This is a genomic window from Variovorax sp. GW821-FHT09B05, assembly GCF_059418265.1.
The window spans coordinates 1-17,998 of sequence record NZ_JBWKPN010000017.1; the positions used below are offsets into that span (position 1 = coordinate 1).

Here is a 17,998-nt window from a genome sequence, read left to right on the forward strand (position 1 = left end):
CCCCCCCCCCCCCCCCCCCCCCCCCCCGCCGCCGCGCCCGGCGCCGGTTCCCGCCGGCCACGGCGCGGCCGTGCTGGTCGAGGCCCCGCGCCGCCTCTATGCCGACGCCGCCGAGGGCGTTGCGCCGCAGGGCGGCTGGCTGGTGCTGGCCGACATGCCGCCCGAGCTCGACGGCCGCCACGGCGAGCCCTTCGCGGGCGATGCCGGCCGGCTGCTCGACAACATGCTGCGCGCGCTCAAGCTGCACGAGGGCGGCGTGCCGGTGCACCTGATGCGCCTGCACCGCGGCGTGGCCTCGGGCCAGCCCGGCGGCCCGCGCCCGCTCGACGAAGCCTTCGCCGAACACGCCGCGGCGCTCGCGCCCCGGCTGGTGCTGGCCATGGGGCCGCTGGCCGCGCAGGGCCTGATGCAAAGCGGCGAGCCGCTGGGCAAGCTGCGCGGGCGGGTCGGCCAGGCGGCGCAGCTCGAGGGCGTGCCGGTGGTCGCCACCTACCACCCGGCCTACCTGCTGCGCAATCCGGTCGACAAGGGCCGCGCCTGGGCCGACCTGTGCCTGGCGGCCGCGCAGCAGCCCGAGGCGGGCTGAACCTGGGCGAGGCCGGGCCGGGGGCCGTCGGGGGCCCCCTTTAAAATCGCCCCCATGACTTTCCTCGACAAGCTTGCCGCCGCGCAGCAAACAAACGGTTCGTTGCTCTGCGTGGGGCTCGATCCGGAGCCGGCGAAGTTCCCGGGGCAGTTCAAGGGCGACGCGCGCCGCATCTACGACTTCTGCGCCCGCATCGTCGACGCCACGGCCGACCTCGCCATCGCCTTCAAGCCGCAGATCGCCTACTTCGCGGCCCATCGCGCCGAGGACCAGCTCGAGCAGCTCATGGAGCACATGCGCCGCAACGCGCCCCAGGTGCCGACCATCCTCGACGCCAAGCGCGGCGACATCGGCTCCACGGCCGAGCAGTACGCCATCGAGGCCTTCGAGCGCTACGGCGCCGACGCGGTCACGCTCTCGCCCTTCATGGGCTTCGACTCGGTCGAGCCCTACCTGCGCCACCACGGCAAGGGCGCCTTCCTGCTGTGCCGCACCAGCAACCCCGGCGGGTCCGACCTGCAGGGCCAGCGGCTGGCGAGCGTCGAGGGCCAGCCCTTCCTCTACGAGCACGTGGCGCGGCTGGCGCAGGGGCCGTGGAACCTCAACGGCCAGCTCGGCCTCGTGGTCGGTGCCACCTACCCGGCCGAGATCGAGCGCGTGCGCGCGCTGGCGCCGACCGTGCCGCTGCTGATCCCGGGCGTCGGCGCCCAGGGCGGCGACGCGGTCGCCACGGTGCGTGCCGGCTGGCGCGCCGACGCGCCGATCGTCGTGAACTCCTCGCGCGCGATCATCTATGCCTCGTCGGGCGACGATTTCGCCGAGGCCGCGCGCGCCGCGGCGCGGACCACGCGCGACACGCTCGAAGCCGCCAAGGCCTGACCCGGGCGGCCCGGGCTCAGGCCCGCCGCAGCCGCGTGAACAGCTCGAACTCCCAGTTGCGCATCCCCAGCAGCAGCGTGTAGCCCTCGCGGTCCTTGGGCGACAGCTTCTGGTCGGTCTGGTGCTGCTGCGCGAAGTCCTGCGCCACGCGCTGCAGGCGCTCGAGGAAGGCCGGCGCCAGCGAACGGCTGATCGAGCCGTGCACCAGCAGCAGGCCCTCGGCCGGGCCGTCGAAGCCGCCGCGGTAGTAGTCGAGCACCACGTTCTCGCGGAAGAACTCCATCACCGGCCCGTGCGGGCGCCAGCGGAAGGTCTTGGCGAGCTTCAGGCGATACCGGTTCAGCGGCCGCAGCTCGATGATCCCGATCCGGTCGAGCTGGGCCAGGAAGCCGATGCACTCGGCCTCGCTGATCCGGTAGGCCGTCACGATCTGCTCCAGCGTCCACTGGCTCAGCACGCTGATCGCCACCAGCAGCAGCTTCTTGTCCTTGACCACGGCCTTCTCCTGCTCGTGCGTCAGTTCCTTGAGCAGCGGCTGGGCGTCGGCCACGCGCCGCGCCAGCTCGGCGAAATCGATCTTCAGCGCGCGGCAGATGGCGTCCACGCGCGACAGCGGCATGTCGCTCTTGGCCAGCATCCGCTTGACGCTGGACTCGGCCATGTCGAGCGAACGCGCCAGGTCGGCGTAGGTCATGCGGGCGCTCTTGAGTTCGTTCTTGAGGGCTTGGACGAGATCGACGGTGGTGCTCATGAAGGTGGCAAGGTTCCGGTTGGGTATCGGTTGGAGATACCGGTGGGTGTGAAATAGTGCCTCGTATCGATTCTCGATGCCTGGGGAGAGGCTGGCAACTAAATTCCGCCCGCCAACCGATCGGCCATCCCGCCATCACCCAACTTCGAGAACAGACATGCTCCTCCACTCCCTGACACGCCGCGAACGTGGCCTGGCCTTCTTCCTGGGCCTGCTGCTCCTGATCGGCATCGTCGGCCCGGTGTTGCCGGCCGCCGAGGTCGCGATCGCCCTGGTCTTCGCCGACACCCGCGCCTGGCACGGCCTGCCCAACGCCATGGACGTGCTGAGCAACCTGCCCTTCCTGCTCATGGGCTGCTGGGGCCTGTACTGGCTCAACCGCATCGACCGCGCGCACCACGAGGCGCTGTCCGGCTTCCCGCTCGCGCCGCCGGCCAGCGATCCGCCCGACAACACGCTCGATTGCGCCTGGCTGTTCTTCGCCGGCCTGATCGCCACCGCCGCCGGCTCGGCCTTCTATCACCTGGCACCCGACGCGCCGCGGCTGGCCGCCGACCGCGCCGGCATGGCGGTCGCCTTCGCCGGCCTGATCGGGATGGCGGTCTGCGAGCGCGTGAGCCAGCGCGCCGGCTGGCCGGCCGCCTGGTTCGTGCTCACCACCGGGCTGCTGTCGGCCGAGATCGCGCAGGAGACCGGCAACGTGCTGCCCTGGGCGCTGGTGCAGTTCGGCGGCATGGCGCTGGTGCTCACGCTGGCGCTGTCGCGGCCGATCTCCGGCGCCGTCGGCCTGCGCCTGGGCTGGGTGATCGCGGCCTACGTGCTGGCCAAGGCCTTCGAGCTGGCCGACCAGCCGATCTACGAGGCCACGCAGGGCGTGATCTCGGGCCACACGCTCAAGCACCTGTGCGCCGCCCTGGCCGCGCTGCCGGTGCTCACCGCGCTCCAGCGGCTCGACCGCGGCTGGCGCGCCGCGGCCCTGCGGCACAATCCCGGCGCGGCCGCCCTGACGGCCTGACGACAGCCCCCGGCCCCGCGAGCGTTCCCCGCCGGGGGCCGCGCGGAGCCGCCAAGAGGAGAAGCTTCCGAATGACAACGCCCGCCGCTGCCGCGCCCTCGTCCCCCGCCGACTCGCACGAGGCGAACGCGCACGCCAACCAGTTCGCGCTGCTCGGCCAGCGGCGCTTCGCGCCCTTCTTCTGGACCCAGTTCGCGGGCGCGGCGAACGACAACCTGTTCAAGTTCGCCTTCACCGTGATGGTGACCTACCAGCTGCAGCTGAGCTGGATGCAGCCCTCGATGGCGGGGCTGATGATCGGCGCGCTGTTCATCCTGCCGTTCCTGCTGTTCTCGGCCACCGCGGGCCAGCTCACCGACAAGTTCGACAAGACGAAGATGATCCGCTTCGTCAAGAACCTCGAGATCGCGATCATGCTGATCGCGGCCTGGGGCTTCGTGCGCGCCGACGCGGTCATCCTGCTGGGCTGCGTGTTCCTCATGGGCCTGCACTCCACCCTGTTCGGCCCGGTCAAGTTCGCCTACCTGCCGCAGGTGCTCGACGCGCGCGAGCTCACGGGCGGCAACGGCATGGTCGAGATGGGCACCTTCGTCGCGATCCTGCTGGGCCAGGTGGCCGGCGGCCTGCTGGTGGCGGTGCCGCAGATCGGCCACCTGAGCGTGGCGATCGCCTGCGTGGCGGTGGCCCTGATCGGGCGCGCCGTGGCCCAGGCGATCCCGCCGGCGCCGGCCACCGACCCGAGCCTGGTCGTCAACTGGAACCCGGTCAGCGAGACCTGGCGCAACCTCAAGCTGGCGCACGAGAACATCGTGGTGTTCCGCTCGCTGCTCGGCATCTCGTGGATGTGGTTCTTCGGCGCCGTGTTCCTGAGCCAGTTCCCGAGCTTCGCCAAGGAGGTGCTGCACGGCAACGAGCAGGTCGCCTCGCTGCTGCTGGTGGTGTTCTCGATCGGCATCGGCGTCGGTTCGCTGCTGTGCGAGACGCTGAGCCGGCGCCAGGTCGAGATCGGGCTGGTGCCGCTGGGCGCCATCGGCATGAGCGTGTTCGCGATCGACCTGTACTTCGCCGCGCGCGGCCTGCCCGCGGTGCCCGAGATGGGGCTCGGCGCCTTCCTGCGCCAGAGCGCGCACTGGCGCGTGATGGCCGACCTGGCGCTGCTGTCGCTGTTCGCGGGCCTCTACAGCGTGCCGATGTACGCGCTGATCCAGCTGCGCAGCCAGCCCACGCACCGCGCGCGCATCATCGCGGCCAACAACATCCTCAACGCCCTCTTCATGATCGGCAGCTCGGTCATCGCCGGCGCGCTGCTGGGCGCGGGCTTCACCATCCCGCAGATCTTCCTGTTCACGGGCATCGCCAACGCGGTGGTGGCCTTCTACATCTTCATGCTGGTGCCCGAGTACCTGCTGCGCTTCGTGGCCTGGGTGCTGTCGCGCTTCGTCTACCGCTTCGACATCAAGGGCGACGAGCACATCCCCGTCGAGGGGCCGGCCGTGCTGGTGTGCAACCACGTGAGCTTCATCGACGCGGTGCTGCTGATGGCCGCGAGCCCGCGGCCGATCCGCTTCATCATGGACCACCGCATCTTCAAGGTGCCGGTGCTCGGCTGGCTGTTCAAGCTCGCCAAGGCGATCCCGATCGCGCCGCAGAAGGAGGACCCGGCGGCCTACGAGGCGGCCTTCGCCAAGGCGCTCGGCGTGCTGCGCGAGGGCGACCTGCTGGCGATCTTCCCCGAGGGCGCGATCACGCGCGACGGCGCGCTGCAGCCCTTCAAGGGCGGCGTGATGAAGATCGTGGACAGCGCGCGCGCCGAGGGCCTGGAGCCGCCCGTGATCCCGATGGCGCTGACCAACCTCTGGGGCTCGTTCTTCAGCCGCATCGAGCTGCGCGGCGGTGAACCGGTGGCGATGGTCAAGCCCTTCCGCCGCGGCTTCTTCAGCCGCGTGGGCCTCAACGTCGGCGCCGCGGTGGCGCCGGCCGAGGTGCGGCCCGAGCTGCTGCAGCAGCGCGTGGGCGGGCTGCTCCATCCCTGAGGCCGGGGCTGCACCCACGGACCAGGCCGCCTTCGGGCGGCCTTTTCTTTGGGGGGCGGGATCCCCCGAAAAGTATCCGTTAGAGATACCGCCGGAGCCGAAACGCTGAACCGGTCGAATCATTCGAGTCCCGTGGCGCGGGGGCGGACCATCATCCGCCCACCTTCACTACGCCGCGAGGCACTCATGCAAACTCATATAGCCAACACCATCACCAACGCTCCGGTCCAGCGCGACACGCGGGCCTGGCAGTTCCAGGTCTGGGCGTCCTTCGCGATCGCCGTCTTCCTCTGCGCGACCGGCCTGAGCTGGCTGCCGGGCGAGGCACTGGACCGGGCCTTCATGGTGATGGGCTATGTGTTCTGCCTGAGCACCGCCTTCGTGCTGTCGAAGTTCGTGCGCGACAACCAGCATGCCGCCGGCCGCGACCTGCCGATGTGGAAGCTGGTCGTCTGGGGCAGCTTCTTCGTCGCGATGCTGCTGACCGGCTGGGGCCTGCTGCGCATGGAGGTCAACGACACCTACAAGGCCTTCCTCGGCGTGAGCTGGCTGTTCCTGATCAGCTCGGCCTTCACGCTGGCCAAGACCCTGCGCGACCGCCACGAGGCCGACCTCGCCGAAGCCCGCCTGCAAGGCCGCCACGCCGCCCGCGTCGAAGCCGCCCAGACCCCGGCCGCCGCCGAATGACCGCCCGCACCCCCCACGCAAGGAGCCCGATCATGAACACCGCTTTCGCCCGCAAGTCCCTGGCCACCGTCCTCGTGGCCGCCTGCACCGCCTTCGCCGCGCTCGCGGCGCCCGTGGCCCGCGCCCAGAGCGATGCCTCCGTCGCGCTGTCGATGCTGCCCGTGGCCTCGGTGCTGGTCGGCGCCTCCGCGGTCGGTGCCGCCGGCGCCTCGGCCGCCAAGGCCAGCGAAGTGCCGGCCGCGCTCTCGGTCGGCGGCTCGATCCTGACCGTGGTCGCCGTCGAGGCCTCGGCCGACGGCACGGTCTACGTGCTCGAACGCGCCGCCGACGGCGCGCGCGCCAGCGTCAAGGTGGCGGGCCGCGTGGCGCAGGGCGCCTCGACCGCGGTCGGCACCGCCATCGTCGTCAGCGTGATCGGCACCGGCGTCGTGCTCTCGGCCGCGGGCGAGGTGCTGGCCTTCGTGCCCAACGCCATCGGCCGTGCACTGCTGGCCAACGAGAGGCTGTCGTGAAACGCGCCGCCCTCCTGGCGGCGGTCGCGTTCGCCGTGGCCGCCGCGACGACGCAGGCGCAGGCCGGCCGCTCGTGCGAGCAGGTCAAGCCCGGCGCCGCGCTGATCGCCAAGGGCATGGAACTGGCCGAGCGCACCTCGCAGCAGCTCGATGCCAGCGGCGCGCGCGTCGTCGTGCTGGCGCGCGCCGGCCAGGACCTCAGCAAGTACGGCCTGCGCTACTCGCACTTCGGCCTGGCCTACAAGACCGATGCCGGCCCATGGCGCGTGGTGCACAAGCTCAACCAGTGCGGCACCGCGGTGGCGGCCGTCTACCGCCAGGGGCTCGGCGAGTTCTTCCTCGACGACCTCTGGCGCTACGAGGCCGCCTGGGTCGTGCCCACGCCGCAGGTGCAGGCACAGCTGCTGGCCGCGCTCAAGGAGCCGACGCCGCGCCTGGTGCGGCTGCATGCCGCGCCGTACAGCATCGTCAGCTACGCCTGGGGCCAGAAGTACCAGCAGTCGAACCAGTGGGCGCTCGAGACGCTGGCCGCCGCGATGGAGCCCGCCACCATCGTCAACCGCTTGCAGGCGCAGGCCTGGCTGCAGTTCAAGGGCTACGAGCCCACCACCTTGAAGCTCGGCCCGCTGACCCGCCTGGGCGGGCGCATCGGCTCGGCCAACATCGCCTTCGACGACCATCCCAACGACAAGCGCTTCTCGGACCGCATCGAGACCGTGACCGTCGATTCGGTGTTCGAATGGCTGCAGCGCGCGGGCCTGGGCGCGGCGCCGGTGACGTTCAAGCTGTGAAGTCCATGCCGGCCCCGAAGAGAAGCCAGCCCGCCGAACGCGCGCTGCCTGGCGACGTCGGGATCTCGCGGCGCGGGCTGCTCGCCGGCGCGATGGCCGGGGCGGGCTTGCTGCTCGTCGCACCGGTTCGGATTCACGCCGCGGTGCCGCAGTTCGTCGAGAACGTGACGCGGCTCTACCCCGTGGAAGTGGGCCGCATCGTCGCGCCGCGTTCGCACGAAGAGGTGAGCCGTGCGGTGCGCGACTGGCCCGGGGCCATCGCGGTCGGCGGTGGGCGCTATTCGATGGGTGGACAGGTGGCGATCCCCCACGGATTGCACATCGACATGCGCCAGATGAACCGGCTGGTGTGGCTGCGCCCCGAGGCGAAGACGGTGCGCGTCGAGGCGGGCATGCGCTGGCGCGACCTGCAGGACCACATCGACGGCCACCAGCTTTCCGTGCGCACGATGCAGAGTTTCGCCAACTTCACCATCGGCGGTGCCGTGTCGGTCAATGCGCACGGGCGGTACGTGGGGCACGGGCCGGTCGGTCATTCGGTGCGCGCGCTGCAGATCGTGCTCGCCGATGGACGGGTGGTGGAAGCCAGTCCGCAGGAGCATCCCGCGCTCTTCCGCGCAGCCATCGGCGGCTATGGAGCCATTGGCGTGATCACCGAGGTGGAGCTCGACCTGGACGACAACCGGCGCCTCGAGAAACGCATGGCGAGGATGCCCTTGCAGGACTACCCCGCCTGGTTCGAGCGCGAGGTCCGGCCCGCGGAGAAGGCCTGCGTGCTTCACAACGCCGACCTGCTTCCGCCCGGTTTCGACGAGGCCTGGACCACCAACTGGTGCCTCTCCGATCAGCCACTGACGACACAAGAGCGCCTGATACCGCGCGACCGGGACTATCCACTCGAGCGCACCCTGCTGCTGGCGGTCAGCGAACTGCCGAACGGCGCCGAATTGCAGCGCAAGTACGTTCGGCCTGCGCTCTTCGGCCAGCCGGAGGTGACCTGGCGCAATCGCGAGGCAAGCCTGGACCTGCACATGCTGGAACCCGGCGATCGGAATGCGTCGACCTACGTGCTGCAGGAGTACTTCATACCGATCGCGCGCGGCCTCGCCTTCGCCGCGGAGATGGCACGGGTCATCCGCGCGCACGGCGCGAAGGTGCTCAACGTGTCGATCAGGCATTCGCCGCGCGACGAGGTCTCGATGCTGCCGTGGGCTCGGGAGGAGGTGTTTTCCTTCGTCGTGTACTACAAACAGGGCACGGATGCCGCCGCGATGGAGCGCGTGGGCCGCTGGACCCGGGACATGATCGACGCGGCGCTGGCGCAAGGCGGCACCTACTACCTGCCTTATCAGTTGCATGCCTCCGCGACGCAGTTCGCGCAGGCCTACCCGCAGGTGGAAAGCTTCCGTGCGGTGAAGCACATGGCCGACCCGCAGGGGCGCCTGGGCAACTCGCTCTGGCAGCGCTACCTTTGATTCCCCAGCCTGTCAGCGAACAATGGACATGAATTGGACACCCGAGGAAGAAACGACATGAGCAAATCCCTGCGCCTCTCCGAAAAATGGTTCCGCCGCGGCCTCTGGCTGGTGGCGCTGGTGTTCGCGGGCTTCCTGATCGGGCTGGGCAGCACCATCGTGGGCGACCTGCCGCAGGTCGAGCGCGTGCGCACCATCGAGGACTTCATCGACCACCGCGCGGCCGATCCGCTGCGCGCCACCGTCAAGGCCTCGGAGGCGGCCGAGCTGCAGGCCTCGCGCGACCTCGACCAGATCCGGCTGCAGCTGCAGGCCGCGCAGCAGGCCGGCGCCAATGCACGCGAGACCTTCGGCAACTGGATCGCCACGCGCCGCGCCACCGCGCAGCCCGACCAGGACCCCGAGCTGATCGCGCGCACCAAGGCGCTCGATGCCATCAAGCAGAAGGAGGAGGCGGTGCAGCGCCAGGTCAACGCGCAGCAGCAGGTCATGCTCGATGCGCGCCAGGCCGAGCAGCGCGCGCGCACCACGCTGGCCGAGCTGGAGCGCGACGCGCAGCTCAAGCTCGACGCCGAGTACCGCCGCATCGAGCTGCGCGTGTTCGCCTACCGGCTCGCGCTCACGCTGCCGCTGCTGGTGGTCGCGGGCTGGCTGTTCGTGAAGAAGCGCAAGAGCACCTGGTGGCCCTTCGTCTGGGGCTTCATCCTGTTCGCGCTGTTCGCCTTCTTCGTCGAGCTCGTGCCCTACCTGCCGAGCTACGGCGGCTACGTGCGCTACGTGGTGGGCATCGTGCTCACGGTGCTGGTGGGGCGCTACGCGATCGTCGCGCTCAACAACTACCTCGCGCGCCAGAAACTGGCCGAGCAGCAGCCCGACCAGGTGCGGCGCGAGGAGCTGAGCTACGACACCGCGCTGGCGCGGCTCGACAAGGGCGTGTGCCCCGGCTGCGAGCGGCCGGTGGACCTGAAGAACACGGCGATCGACTTCTGCCCGCACTGCGGCATCGGCCTGCACGACCACTGCGAGGTCTGCGAGACGCGCAAGAGTGCCTTCTCGCGCTTCTGCCATGCCTGCGGTGCCTCGGCCACATCGTCGGAGGCGGACGCGAAATCCTTCACGCCCCGGACCCCGCCGCAACCCGCGACCTGAGGAGGGCGGTCACGCGCTCGTGCTACAACCGCCCGCTGCGCCGCGTTCGCGGCCGCAGCCCCGGTCCGTTCCATGCCTCACCTCGAAGGAGTACGCGCAATGAGCATCTTCGGCAGCATCCTTTCCAAGATCTTCCCGTCCGCGCAGGCCGCGCAACCGCCGGCCGCGGCACCCGCTGCCCCCGCCGCGCCGGCGCCCGCGGGTGCACCGGCCGCCGCGGCACCGCCGCCGGCCATCACGGTGGTCGACGTCGAGGCCCTGCTCGACGGCATGCCGGGCGCGAAGCAGCTCAACTGGCGCACCTCCATCGTCGACCTGATGAAGCTGCTGGGCCTGGACAGCAGCCTCGACGCGCGCAAGCAGCTCGCGGCCGAACTGAGCTACGGCGCCGACACCAGCGACAGCGCCAAGATGAACATCTGGCTGCACCGCCAGGTCATGACCAAGCTGGCGGCCAACGGCGGCAAGGTGCCGGCCGAACTGCGCGACTGATCGCGCGGCCCGCGTCCAGCAAAAAAAAGCCCGGCAGTGCCGGGCTTTTTCTTTTGGCGGTGCGCGATGGCGCTCAGGTCCAGCCCGCGTCCACCACGTAGTCCTGCGCCGTGCACATGCGCGAATCGTCGGCGCCCAGGAACAGCGCCATCGCCGCGATGTCCTCGCCCATCACGCGGCCCGGCAGGCACTGGGCCGCGTCGATCTCCGCGCCCGACTCGGGCTTGACCCACAGCCGCAGCTGCCGCTCGGTCATCACCCAGCCCGGCACGATCGTGTTGACGCGGATGTTCTGCTTGCCCAGGTCGCGCGCCAGCGAGCGCGTGAGACCGCGCACGGCCGCCTTGCAGGCCTGGTAGACCGGGTAGCCGCGGCCCTTCATCATCCAGCTGACCGAGCCGAAGTTGACGATCGAGCCGCCGCCCAGTGCGCGCATGTCGGGCGCCACCGCCTGCGCGGCGAAGAACTGGTGCTTGAGGTTCACGGCCACGAGCCGGTCGAAGTCCTCGTCGGTGACGTCGGCCATCTCGTGGCGGCGGTCGTTGGCCGCGTTGTTGAGCAGCACGCCCACCGGCCCGAAGTGCGAGCGCACCGACTCGATGGTGGCGCCCAGCGCGGCCGTGTCGGTCACGTCGCAGGGCAGGAACAGCGCGGGATGCCCGCCGCGCAGCTGGCCCGCGAGCGCCTGGCCCGCGGCGGCGTCGAGGTCGCAGAAACCGACCTTCGCGCCCTGCGCATGGAAGGCCCGCACCAGCGACTCGCCGATGCCGCTCGCGCCGCCCGAGATGAAGACGGTGCGCTCGGCGAGCGAGGGATAGCGCGCGGTGTAGGGCGAGGGTGCGGTGCTCATGGGCGTGGAAGACGACAGCCTGGAAGCCCGCGAGGTTAGCGCGGAACGCCCGTCGCGTCTCAGACCCCGCGCGCGCGCTCGGACTTGAAGCGCGCCCGGAATGCCGTGAACGTGCCCGCGTCGAGCGCCTCGCGGATCTCGCGCATCAGGTTCAGGTAGTAGTGCAGGTTGTGGATGGTCGTGAGCATCGGCCCGAGCATCTCGCCGCAGCGGTCGAGGTGATGCAGGTAGGCGCGGCTGAAGCCCTCGCGCCCGCCGTCGTTCCAGCTCACACCCGAGCTGCCCGCGCAGGCATGGCAGGTGCAGCTCGGATCGATCGGCTGCGGGTCGCTCTTGTGGCGCGCGTTGCGCATCTTGAGGTCGCCGAAGCGCGTGAACAGCGTGCCGTTGCGCGCATTGCGCGTGGGCATCACGCAGTCGAACATGTCGACGCCGTCGGCCACGCCATGCACCAGGTCCTCGGGCGTGCCCACACCCATCAGGTAGCGCGGCTTGTTCGCGGGCAGCCGGTGCGGCGTGTGGCCCATGATGTGCAGCATCTCCTCCTTGGGCTCGCCCACGCTCACGCCGCCGATGGCGTAGCCGGGGAAGTCCAGCTCGACCAGCGCCGCCAGCGATTCCTCGCGCAGGTTCTCGAACATGCCGCCCTGCACGATGCCGAACAGCGCGTTCGGGTTCTGCAACCGCTCGAACTCGGCCTGGCAGCGCTTCGCCCAGCGCAGGCTCAGCTCCATCGAGATGCGCGCCTCGGCCTCGGTCGTGATGTGGCCCTTGGTGTCGTAGGGCGTGCACTCGTCGAACTGCATCACGATGTCGCTGTTGAGGATGGTCTGGATCTGCATCGAGACCTCGGGCGTGAGGAACAGCTTGTCGCCGTTGACCGGCGACGCGAACTTCACGCCTTCCTCGCTGATCTTGCGCATCGCGCCCAGCGACCAGACCTGGAAGCCGCCCGAGTCGGTGAGGATCGGCTTGTTCCACTTCTCGAAGGGGTGCAGCCCGCCGAAGCTCTGCATCACGTCCAGGCCCGGGCGCATCCACAGGTGGAAGGTGTTGCCCAGGATGATCTGCGCGCCCATCTCCTCGAGGCTGCGCGGCATCACGCCCTTGACGGTGCCGTAGGTGCCCACGGGCATGAAGATCGGCGTCTGCACCACGCCGTGGTTGAGCGTGAGCGTGGCGCGGCGCGCGTGGCTGTCGGGGTCGGTCTTGAGGAGTTCGAAGTTCAGCATGGGGGTCAGTCCTCTGTTCTCGGTTCGCGCGCGAGCAGCATCGCGTCGCCATAGCTGAAGAAGCGATAGCGCTGCGCGATGGCGTGCGCATACAGCGCCATCACGCGCTCGTAGCCCGCGAGGGCCGAGACCAGCATCATCAGCGTGCTCTTGGGCAGGTGGAAGTTGGTGACCAGCAGGTCGACATGCGCGAAGGCGAAGCCCGGCGTGATGAAGATGCGGGTGTCGCCCGCGGCCTCGCCGCTCTTGGCCCACGACTCGAGCGTGCGCACGGTGGTCGTGCCCACGGCCACGATGCGGCCGCCGCGCGCCTTGCAGTCGGCGATGGCACGCTGCGTGGCCTTGGGCACCTCGTAGCGCTCGGCGTGCATGGTGTGCTCGGCGATGTTCTCGGTCTTCACCGGCTGGAAGGTGCCGGCGCCCACGTGCAGCGTGACGCTGGCGCGCTGCACGCCGCGCGCCTCGAGCGCGGCCAGCAGGCCCTCGTCGAAGTGCAGCGCGGCCGTGGGCGCGGCCACGGCGCCGGGCACGCGCGCGAACACGGTCTGGTAGCGGCGCTCGTCCTCGGCCGAGTCGTCGTGCGTGATGTAGGGCGGCAGCGGCACGTGGCCGCAGCGCTCCATCAGCAGGTAGGGGTTCTCGCCGCTGTCGCTCTCGAAGGCGAAGCGGAACAGGGCGCCGTCCTCCTCGGGCCAGCGGCCGAGCAGGGTGGCGCGGAAGCCGCCGACCATTTGCAGCGTGGTGCCCACGGGCGGCTTCTTGCTGACCTTCATGTGGGCCACCACCTCCTGCCCCTGCAGAACGCGCTCGACCAGCAGCTCGAGCTTGCCGCCGGTCGGCTTCTCGCCGAACAGGCGCGCCTTGACGACGCGGGTGTCGTTGAAGACCAGCAGGTCGCCCTCGCGCAGCAGCGAGGGCAGGTCGCGGAAGATGCGGTCGGACGGTGCGGGGCCGGTGCCGTCGAGCAGGCGGGAGGCGGTGCGTTCGGTGGCCGGGTGTTGCGCCACCAGCTCGGGCGGCAGGGCGAAATCGAAATCGGAGAGCGTGAAGGCGCGCATGATGCTTGAGGGCCGGACGGGCCCGTTCCAAGAGGGGGGCCGCGAGGGGCCGTTCGGAGAGCGAGGCGGCGATTGTCCCATGGCGCGAAAACCGGGCGCCGCCGCGGGGTCGGGCGAGGGCCGGCGAGGCAGAATCGCCGCATGGTCGATACACATGCAGCGCGCGTTTCGCAGGAGGCCGGGTCCGCGCCCGGGCCCTCCGAGGGCGAGCTCTTCAAGAAGATCCTCGGCGCCGCCTGGCAGGGCCTGCATGCCGACATCCGCCGCCGCTTCGACAAGAACCCCTCGCCCGGCAAGGCGCTGCACTACAGCGGCCGGCTCAGCGAGCTGCGCTGCTCGCGCTTCGGCCGGCTGCTGGGCCATCTCACGCAGCCGCTGATCCAGGGCGCGCTGATCCCCTACAGCGACGCCGACTTCCCGGTCGAGATCCAGGTCTACGCGAAGCCCGGCGACCCCGCGATCTACAAGCAGCGCATCTACCGGCTGCACGGGCGCCGGCCGATCCAGTTCACCAGCTTCATGCGCGAGAGCGAGCGCGGCGAGGTGCTCGAGTACGTCGGCATGGGCCTGGGCATGAAGCTGGTGCTCAGCGTGGAGAACGGCAGCCTGCATTTCCGCAGCGATGGCTACTTCTGGGACCTGTTCGGCTGGCGCATCCCGCTGCCGGGCCTGCTCACGCCCGGCAAGACCTTCCTCTGGCACCACAACGAGACGCCCGAGCGCTTCAACATCCGCATCGAGATCCGCCACCCGCTGATGGGCACCACCTTCACCCAGGTCGGCGTGTTCGAGGAAGTGTCCGCCCCCGCATGATCGACACGCACCTGCTGGCGCTGCAGCTGATGGCGGCCCAGGGCGCGCTCGGCGCCTTCGACACGCTCTACCACCACGAGGGCACCGAGGCGCTGCCGCGGCGCGCCTCGGCCGGGCGCGAGCTCGCGATCCACGCCACGCGCTCGTCGATCTACTGCCTGCTGTTCATCGGCCTCTCGTCCTGGGCCTGGCATGGCGCCTGGGCCTGGGTGCTGCTCGCCGTGTTCGGCGTCGAGATCGTGCTCACGCTGTGGGACTTCGTGGTCGAGGACCGCAGCCGCCTGCTGCCGGCCACCGAGCGCGTCACGCACACGGTGCTGGCGATCAACGCGGGCGCCTTCATCGCGCTGCTGGCGCTGGCGGCCGTCGGCTGGGCCGCCGAGCCGACCGCGCTCGCCTGGCAGCCGCAGGGCTGGCTCGGCGCCTTCCTCGCGCTGTGCGGCGTGGGGGTGGGCGTGTCGGGGCTGCGCGATGCCTTCGCGGCGCGCGCGCTGCTGCGGCGCCGGCGCCAGGCGCGGGCGCGCGAGACCGAGGCGCCGGTGCGCTTCGGCGCGCGGCCGCGGCGCGTGCTGGTCACGGGCGGCACCGGCTTCATCGGCCAGATCCTCGTGCGCCACCTGCTGGCCGACGGCCATGCGGTCACGGTGTGGACGCGCGACGCGCGCGCGGCGGCCTGGAACTTCGGCGGCGCGGTGCGCTGCGTGCAGTCGCTGGCCGAGCTGCCCGCGGCCGAGGAGATCGAGGTGGTCGTCAACCTCGCGGGCGCGCGCATCCTCGGCGCGCGCTGGAGCGAGCGGCGCCAGCACCAGTTGCTGGCCAGCCGCGAGGGCCTGACGCGGCAGCTGGTCGAATGGATGGCCGCGCGCCCGCGCAAGCCCTGGCTGCTGCTGTCGGGCTCGGCCATCGGCTACTACGGCGTGCAGCCGCAGGGCGATGCCACCGAGCTCGACGAGGACGCACCACCGCAGGACATCTTCATGTCGCGCCTGTGCCAGCGCTGGGAACAGGCGGCGCAGGCCGCGGTCGCGCTGGGCGTGCAGGTGGCCTGCATGCGCTTCGGCTTCGTGCTGGGCCACCAGGGCTCGCTGCCGCAACTGCTGCTGCCGGTGCGGCTCGGTGTCGGCGGGCGGCTGGGCAGCGGGCGGCAGTGGCTGTCGTGGGTGCATGTGCACGACCTGGTGCGCGCGCTCGCGCATGCCTGGAGCCAGATCGAACGCGAAGGTGGCATGCCTGCCGCGCGCGCCTTCAACGTGACCGCGCCGCGGGCGCTGAGCCAGCACGACTTCACGCGCGTCGCGGCCAGCGTGCTGCATCGGCCCTGCTGGATGCCCACGCCCGCGGCGCCCGTGAAGCTGCTGCTCGGCGAGCAGGCCGACCTGCTGCTCGAAGGCCAGCGCGTGGTGCCCGCGCGGCTGCTGCGCGAAGGCTTCCAGTTCATGTTCCCCGATGCGCGCGGCGCCTTGACGGACCTTTGCCGTCCACGCTAGAAGACCTGTCCGTGCCCGCCAAGAAGAAAGCCTCCCCACCCGTCGCCGCGCCGAGCGCACCGGGCGCCGCCACGCCCGCACCCGCCGCTCCGGCCGGGCCACCGGGCAGCGGCCTCAGCGTCGTGCAGCGCGCGCTGCGCAAGCTCGGCCTGGTGCGCGACATCGACTTCGCGCTCTACCTGCCGATGCGCTACGAGGACGAGACCCGCGTGGTGCGGCTGGCCGACACGCGCGACGGCGACACCGCGCAGATCGAGGGCGTGGTGACCGAGGCCGAGGTGGCCTACCGGCCGCGGCGCCAGCTCATCGTCACCATCGACGACGGCGGCGAGACCTGCCAGCTGCGCTTCTTCAACTTCTATCCCTCGCAACAGAAGCAGCTCGCGGTGGGCGCGCGGGTGCGCGTGCGCGGCGAGGTGCGCGGCGGCTTCGTCGGGCGGCAGATGATGCATCCCACGGTCAAGGCCGCGGGCACCGCGCTGCCCGAGGCGCTCACGCCGGTCTACCCGACCGTGGCCGGCCTCGCGCAGCCGGTGCTGCGGCGCGAGGTGCGCTCGGGCCTCGCGCGCGCGGTGCTCGACGAGACCATCCCGGTGCAGATCGGCCTGCGCGGCGCCTGGGACCTGCGCGCCTCGCTGAGCTTCCTGCACTACCCCACGCCCGACGTGGCGATGGCCACGCTCGAGGACCACAGCCACCCGGCCTGGCAGCGCATCAAGGCCGAGGAGCTGCTGGCGCAGCAGCTGTCGCAGATGCAGGCGCGCATGGAGCGCGCGGCGCAGCGCGCGCCGATGCTCGACATGGCGGCCGCGCCCGTCGGCGGCAAGGGCTCGCTGCACGACGCGCTGCTGGCCGTGCTGCCCTTCGGCCTGACCGGCGCGCAGGCGCGCGTGGGCGAGGAGATCGCGCGCGACCTCGGGCGCGAGCTGCCGATGCACCGGCTGCTGCAGGGCGACGTGGGTTCGGGCAAGACGGTGGTGGCCGCGCTCGCGGCGGCGCGCTGCATCGACGCGGGCTTCCAGTGCGCGCTGATGGCGCCGACCGAGATCCTCGCGGCCCAGCATTTCGGCAAGCTGGTCGGCTGGCTCGATCCGCTCTTGGCCGAGCGCGGCCTGCGCGTGGCCTGGCTCACCGGCAGCCAGAAGAAGAAGGAGCGCGACGCCATGGGCGCGGCGGTCGAGAGCGGCGAGGCCGCGCTGGTGATCGGCACCCATGCCGTGATCTCCGAGAAGGTGCGCTTCCACAACCTCGCGCTGGCGATCATCGACGAGCAGCACCGCTTCGGCGTGGCGCAGCGGCTGGCGCTGCGCGGCAAGGCGCGCGACGAGCTAGAGCCGCACCTGCTGATGATGAGCGCCACGCCGATCCCGCGCACGCTCGCGATGAGCTACTACGCCGACCTCGACGTCTCCACGCTCGACGAACTGCCGCCGGGCCGCACGCCGATCGTCACCCGGCTGGTGGCCGAGCACCGGCGCGACGAGGTGATCGCGCGCATCCAGTCGCAGATCGAGCAGGGCCGGCAGGTCTACTGGGTCTGCCCGCTGATCGAGGAGAGCGAGGCGGTCGACCTGCGCAACGCCACCGCCACGCGCGACGAGCTGGCCGACCTGCTCGGGCCACAGGTCCATGTCGGCCTGCTGCATTCGCGCATGCCCACGGCCGAGAAGCAGGCGGTGATGGCGGCCTTCACCGCCAACCAGATGCACGTGCTGGTGAGCACCACGGTGATCGAGGTCGGCGTGGACGTGCCCAATGCCTCGCTGATGGTGATCGAGCATGCCGAGCGCTTCGGCCTGTCGCAGCTGCATCAGCTGCGCGGACGCGTGGGTCGCGGCGCGGCGGCCTCGGCCTGCGTGCTGCTCTATGCGCCCGGCGACAGCGGCCGCGTCGGCGAGGCGGCGCGCGCGCGGCTGCGCGCGATGGCAGAGACCAGCGACGGCTTCGAGATCGCGCGCCGCGACCTCGAGATCCGCGGGCCCGGCGAGTTCCTCGGCGCGCGCCAGTCGGGCGCGCCGCTGCTGCGCTTCGCCGACCTCACGACCGACACCTTGCTGCTCGACTGGGCACGCGAGCTCGCGCCGCGCATGCTCGAGCAGCATCCCGAGCTGGCACGGCGGCACATCGACCGCTGGCTCGGCACCAAGGCCGAGTACCTGAAGGCTTGAAGCTGGAAAAGAGGGCGGGC

Annotated in this window: 17 protein-coding genes; 13 read left to right on the forward strand and 4 right to left on the reverse strand. The window is 71.0% G+C overall.

Annotated elements, in window-relative coordinates:
* Window positions 1-70: 70 nt before the first annotated feature.
* Window positions 71-586 (forward strand): uracil-DNA glycosylase family protein, encoded by a 516-nt coding sequence (locus AC07RM_RS32840; RefSeq protein WP_495337137.1) that lies wholly within the window; start codon window positions 71-73, stop codon window positions 584-586.
* A gap of 54 nt (window positions 587-640) precedes the next feature.
* Complete coding sequence (gene pyrF / locus AC07RM_RS32845) at window positions 641-1,465, forward strand: orotidine-5'-phosphate decarboxylase (protein ID WP_093351223.1); 825 nt, start codon at window positions 641-643, stop codon at window positions 1,463-1,465.
* A gap of 16 nt (window positions 1,466-1,481) precedes the next feature.
* Here pyrF and AC07RM_RS32850 read toward each other — a convergent pair whose 3' ends face one another.
* Window positions 1,482-2,216 (reverse strand): helix-turn-helix domain-containing protein, encoded by a 735-nt coding sequence (locus AC07RM_RS32850; protein WP_057596203.1) that lies wholly within the window; start codon window positions 2,214-2,216, stop codon window positions 1,482-1,484.
* A 157-nt stretch (window positions 2,217-2,373) separates the two neighbouring features.
* Between AC07RM_RS32850 and AC07RM_RS32855 the strand changes: the two genes are divergently transcribed.
* From AC07RM_RS32855 to AC07RM_RS32890, 8 genes are all read left to right on the forward strand, one after another.
* Window positions 2,374-3,231, forward strand: coding sequence for a hypothetical protein (locus AC07RM_RS32855; protein ID WP_093351221.1), 858 nt, complete (start codon window positions 2,374-2,376; stop codon window positions 3,229-3,231).
* 71 nt (window positions 3,232-3,302) lie between these two features.
* A complete protein-coding gene (locus AC07RM_RS32860; protein ID WP_495337138.1) occupies window positions 3,303-5,264 on the forward strand; it encodes an MFS transporter in 1,962 nt (653 codons plus the stop codon).
* A 186-nt stretch (window positions 5,265-5,450) separates the two neighbouring features.
* The gene (locus AC07RM_RS32865; RefSeq protein WP_495337139.1) at window positions 5,451-5,951 is read left to right on the forward strand and encodes a YiaA/YiaB family inner membrane protein; all 501 of its coding nucleotides are present in this window, start codon (window positions 5,451-5,453) and stop codon (window positions 5,949-5,951) included.
* A 32-nt stretch (window positions 5,952-5,983) separates the two neighbouring features.
* Window positions 5,984-6,463 (forward strand): hypothetical protein, encoded by a 480-nt coding sequence (locus AC07RM_RS32870; RefSeq protein ID WP_431510747.1) that lies wholly within the window; start codon window positions 5,984-5,986, stop codon window positions 6,461-6,463.
* A complete protein-coding gene (locus tag AC07RM_RS32875) occupies window positions 6,460-7,254 on the forward strand; it encodes a DUF2145 domain-containing protein (protein ID WP_495337140.1) in 795 nt (264 codons plus the stop codon). Before AC07RM_RS32870 ends, AC07RM_RS32875 begins: the two co-directional genes overlap by 4 nt.
* 5 nt (window positions 7,255-7,259) lie before the next feature.
* Window positions 7,260-8,729, forward strand: coding sequence for an FAD-binding oxidoreductase (locus AC07RM_RS32880; RefSeq protein ID WP_495337141.1), 1,470 nt, complete (start codon window positions 7,260-7,262; stop codon window positions 8,727-8,729).
* A gap of 57 nt (window positions 8,730-8,786) precedes the next feature.
* Entirely contained in the window at window positions 8,787-9,878 is a 1,092-nt protein-coding gene (locus AC07RM_RS32885; RefSeq protein WP_495337142.1) for a serine endopeptidase, read from the forward strand.
* A gap of 99 nt (window positions 9,879-9,977) precedes the next feature.
* Entirely contained in the window at window positions 9,978-10,370 is a 393-nt protein-coding gene (locus tag AC07RM_RS32890; protein WP_093351205.1) for a DUF3597 domain-containing protein, read from the forward strand.
* Between the two features lie 73 nt (window positions 10,371-10,443).
* On the opposite strand, the gene AC07RM_RS32895 is transcribed toward AC07RM_RS32890, so the two are convergent.
* The 3 genes from AC07RM_RS32895 to queA are packed head-to-tail and all read right to left on the reverse strand — an operon-like array spanning window position 10,444 to window position 13,510.
* The gene (locus AC07RM_RS32895) at window positions 10,444-11,220 is read right to left on the reverse strand and encodes an SDR family NAD(P)-dependent oxidoreductase (protein ID WP_495337143.1); all 777 of its coding nucleotides are present in this window, start codon (window positions 11,218-11,220) and stop codon (window positions 10,444-10,446) included.
* Window positions 11,221-11,279: 59 nt separating this feature from the next.
* The gene (tgt, locus tag AC07RM_RS32900) at window positions 11,280-12,452 is read right to left on the reverse strand and encodes a tRNA guanosine(34) transglycosylase Tgt (protein ID WP_495337144.1); all 1,173 of its coding nucleotides are present in this window, start codon (window positions 12,450-12,452) and stop codon (window positions 11,280-11,282) included.
* A gap of 5 nt (window positions 12,453-12,457) precedes the next feature.
* Complete coding sequence (gene queA / locus AC07RM_RS32905; RefSeq protein WP_495337145.1) at window positions 12,458-13,510, reverse strand: tRNA preQ1(34) S-adenosylmethionine ribosyltransferase-isomerase QueA; 1,053 nt, start codon at window positions 13,508-13,510, stop codon at window positions 12,458-12,460.
* Window positions 13,511-13,651: 141 nt separating this feature from the next.
* Here queA and AC07RM_RS32910 point away from each other — a divergent pair, with 141 nt between their 5' ends.
* The 3 genes from AC07RM_RS32910 to recG are packed head-to-tail and all read left to right on the forward strand — an operon-like array spanning window position 13,652 to window position 17,978.
* On the forward strand, window positions 13,652-14,323 hold the full coding sequence (locus AC07RM_RS32910; protein ID WP_495322960.1) for a DUF4166 domain-containing protein: 672 nt from the start codon (window positions 13,652-13,654) through the stop codon (window positions 14,321-14,323).
* On the forward strand, window positions 14,320-15,810 hold the full coding sequence (locus AC07RM_RS32915; RefSeq protein ID WP_495337146.1) for a TIGR01777 family oxidoreductase: 1,491 nt from the start codon (window positions 14,320-14,322) through the stop codon (window positions 15,808-15,810). Before AC07RM_RS32910 ends, AC07RM_RS32915 begins: the two co-directional genes overlap by 4 nt.
* A gap of 11 nt (window positions 15,811-15,821) precedes the next feature.
* A complete protein-coding gene (gene recG / locus AC07RM_RS32920; protein WP_495337147.1) occupies window positions 15,822-17,978 on the forward strand; it encodes an ATP-dependent DNA helicase RecG in 2,157 nt (718 codons plus the stop codon).
* Window positions 17,979-17,998 lie beyond the last annotated feature (20 nt).

Bases quoted from the DNA above. Each gene is read 5' to 3' on its own strand.
- AC07RM_RS32855 (WP_093351221.1), top strand. From the start codon at position 2,374: ATGCTCCTCCACTCCCTGACACGCCGCGAACGTGGCCTGGCCTTCTTC.
- AC07RM_RS32895 (WP_495337143.1), bottom strand. From the start codon at position 11,220: ATGAGCACCGCACCCTCGCCCTACACCGCGCGCTATCCCTCGCTCGCC.
- AC07RM_RS32890 (WP_093351205.1), top strand. From the start codon at position 9,978: ATGAGCATCTTCGGCAGCATCCTTTCCAAGATCTTCCCGTCCGCGCAG.
- tgt (WP_495337144.1), bottom strand. From the start codon at position 12,452: ATGCTGAACTTCGAACTCCTCAAGACCGACCCCGACAGCCACGCGCGC.
- AC07RM_RS32860 (WP_495337138.1), top strand. From the start codon at position 3,303: ATGACAACGCCCGCCGCTGCCGCGCCCTCGTCCCCCGCCGACTCGCAC.
- AC07RM_RS32910 (WP_495322960.1), top strand. From the start codon at position 13,652: ATGGTCGATACACATGCAGCGCGCGTTTCGCAGGAGGCCGGGTCCGCG.
- AC07RM_RS32865 (WP_495337139.1), top strand. From the start codon at position 5,451: ATGCAAACTCATATAGCCAACACCATCACCAACGCTCCGGTCCAGCGC.
- AC07RM_RS32885 (WP_495337142.1), top strand. From the start codon at position 8,787: ATGAGCAAATCCCTGCGCCTCTCCGAAAAATGGTTCCGCCGCGGCCTC.
- pyrF (WP_093351223.1), top strand. From the start codon at position 641: ATGACTTTCCTCGACAAGCTTGCCGCCGCGCAGCAAACAAACGGTTCG.
- AC07RM_RS32850 (WP_057596203.1), bottom strand. From the start codon at position 2,216: ATGAGCACCACCGTCGATCTCGTCCAAGCCCTCAAGAACGAACTCAAG.
- AC07RM_RS32880 (WP_495337141.1), top strand. From the start codon at position 7,260: ATGCCGGCCCCGAAGAGAAGCCAGCCCGCCGAACGCGCGCTGCCTGGC.
- AC07RM_RS32915 (WP_495337146.1), top strand. From the start codon at position 14,320: ATGATCGACACGCACCTGCTGGCGCTGCAGCTGATGGCGGCCCAGGGC.
- AC07RM_RS32870 (WP_431510747.1), top strand. From the start codon at position 5,984: ATGAACACCGCTTTCGCCCGCAAGTCCCTGGCCACCGTCCTCGTGGCC.
- queA (WP_495337145.1), bottom strand. From the start codon at position 13,510: ATGCGCGCCTTCACGCTCTCCGATTTCGATTTCGCCCTGCCGCCCGAG.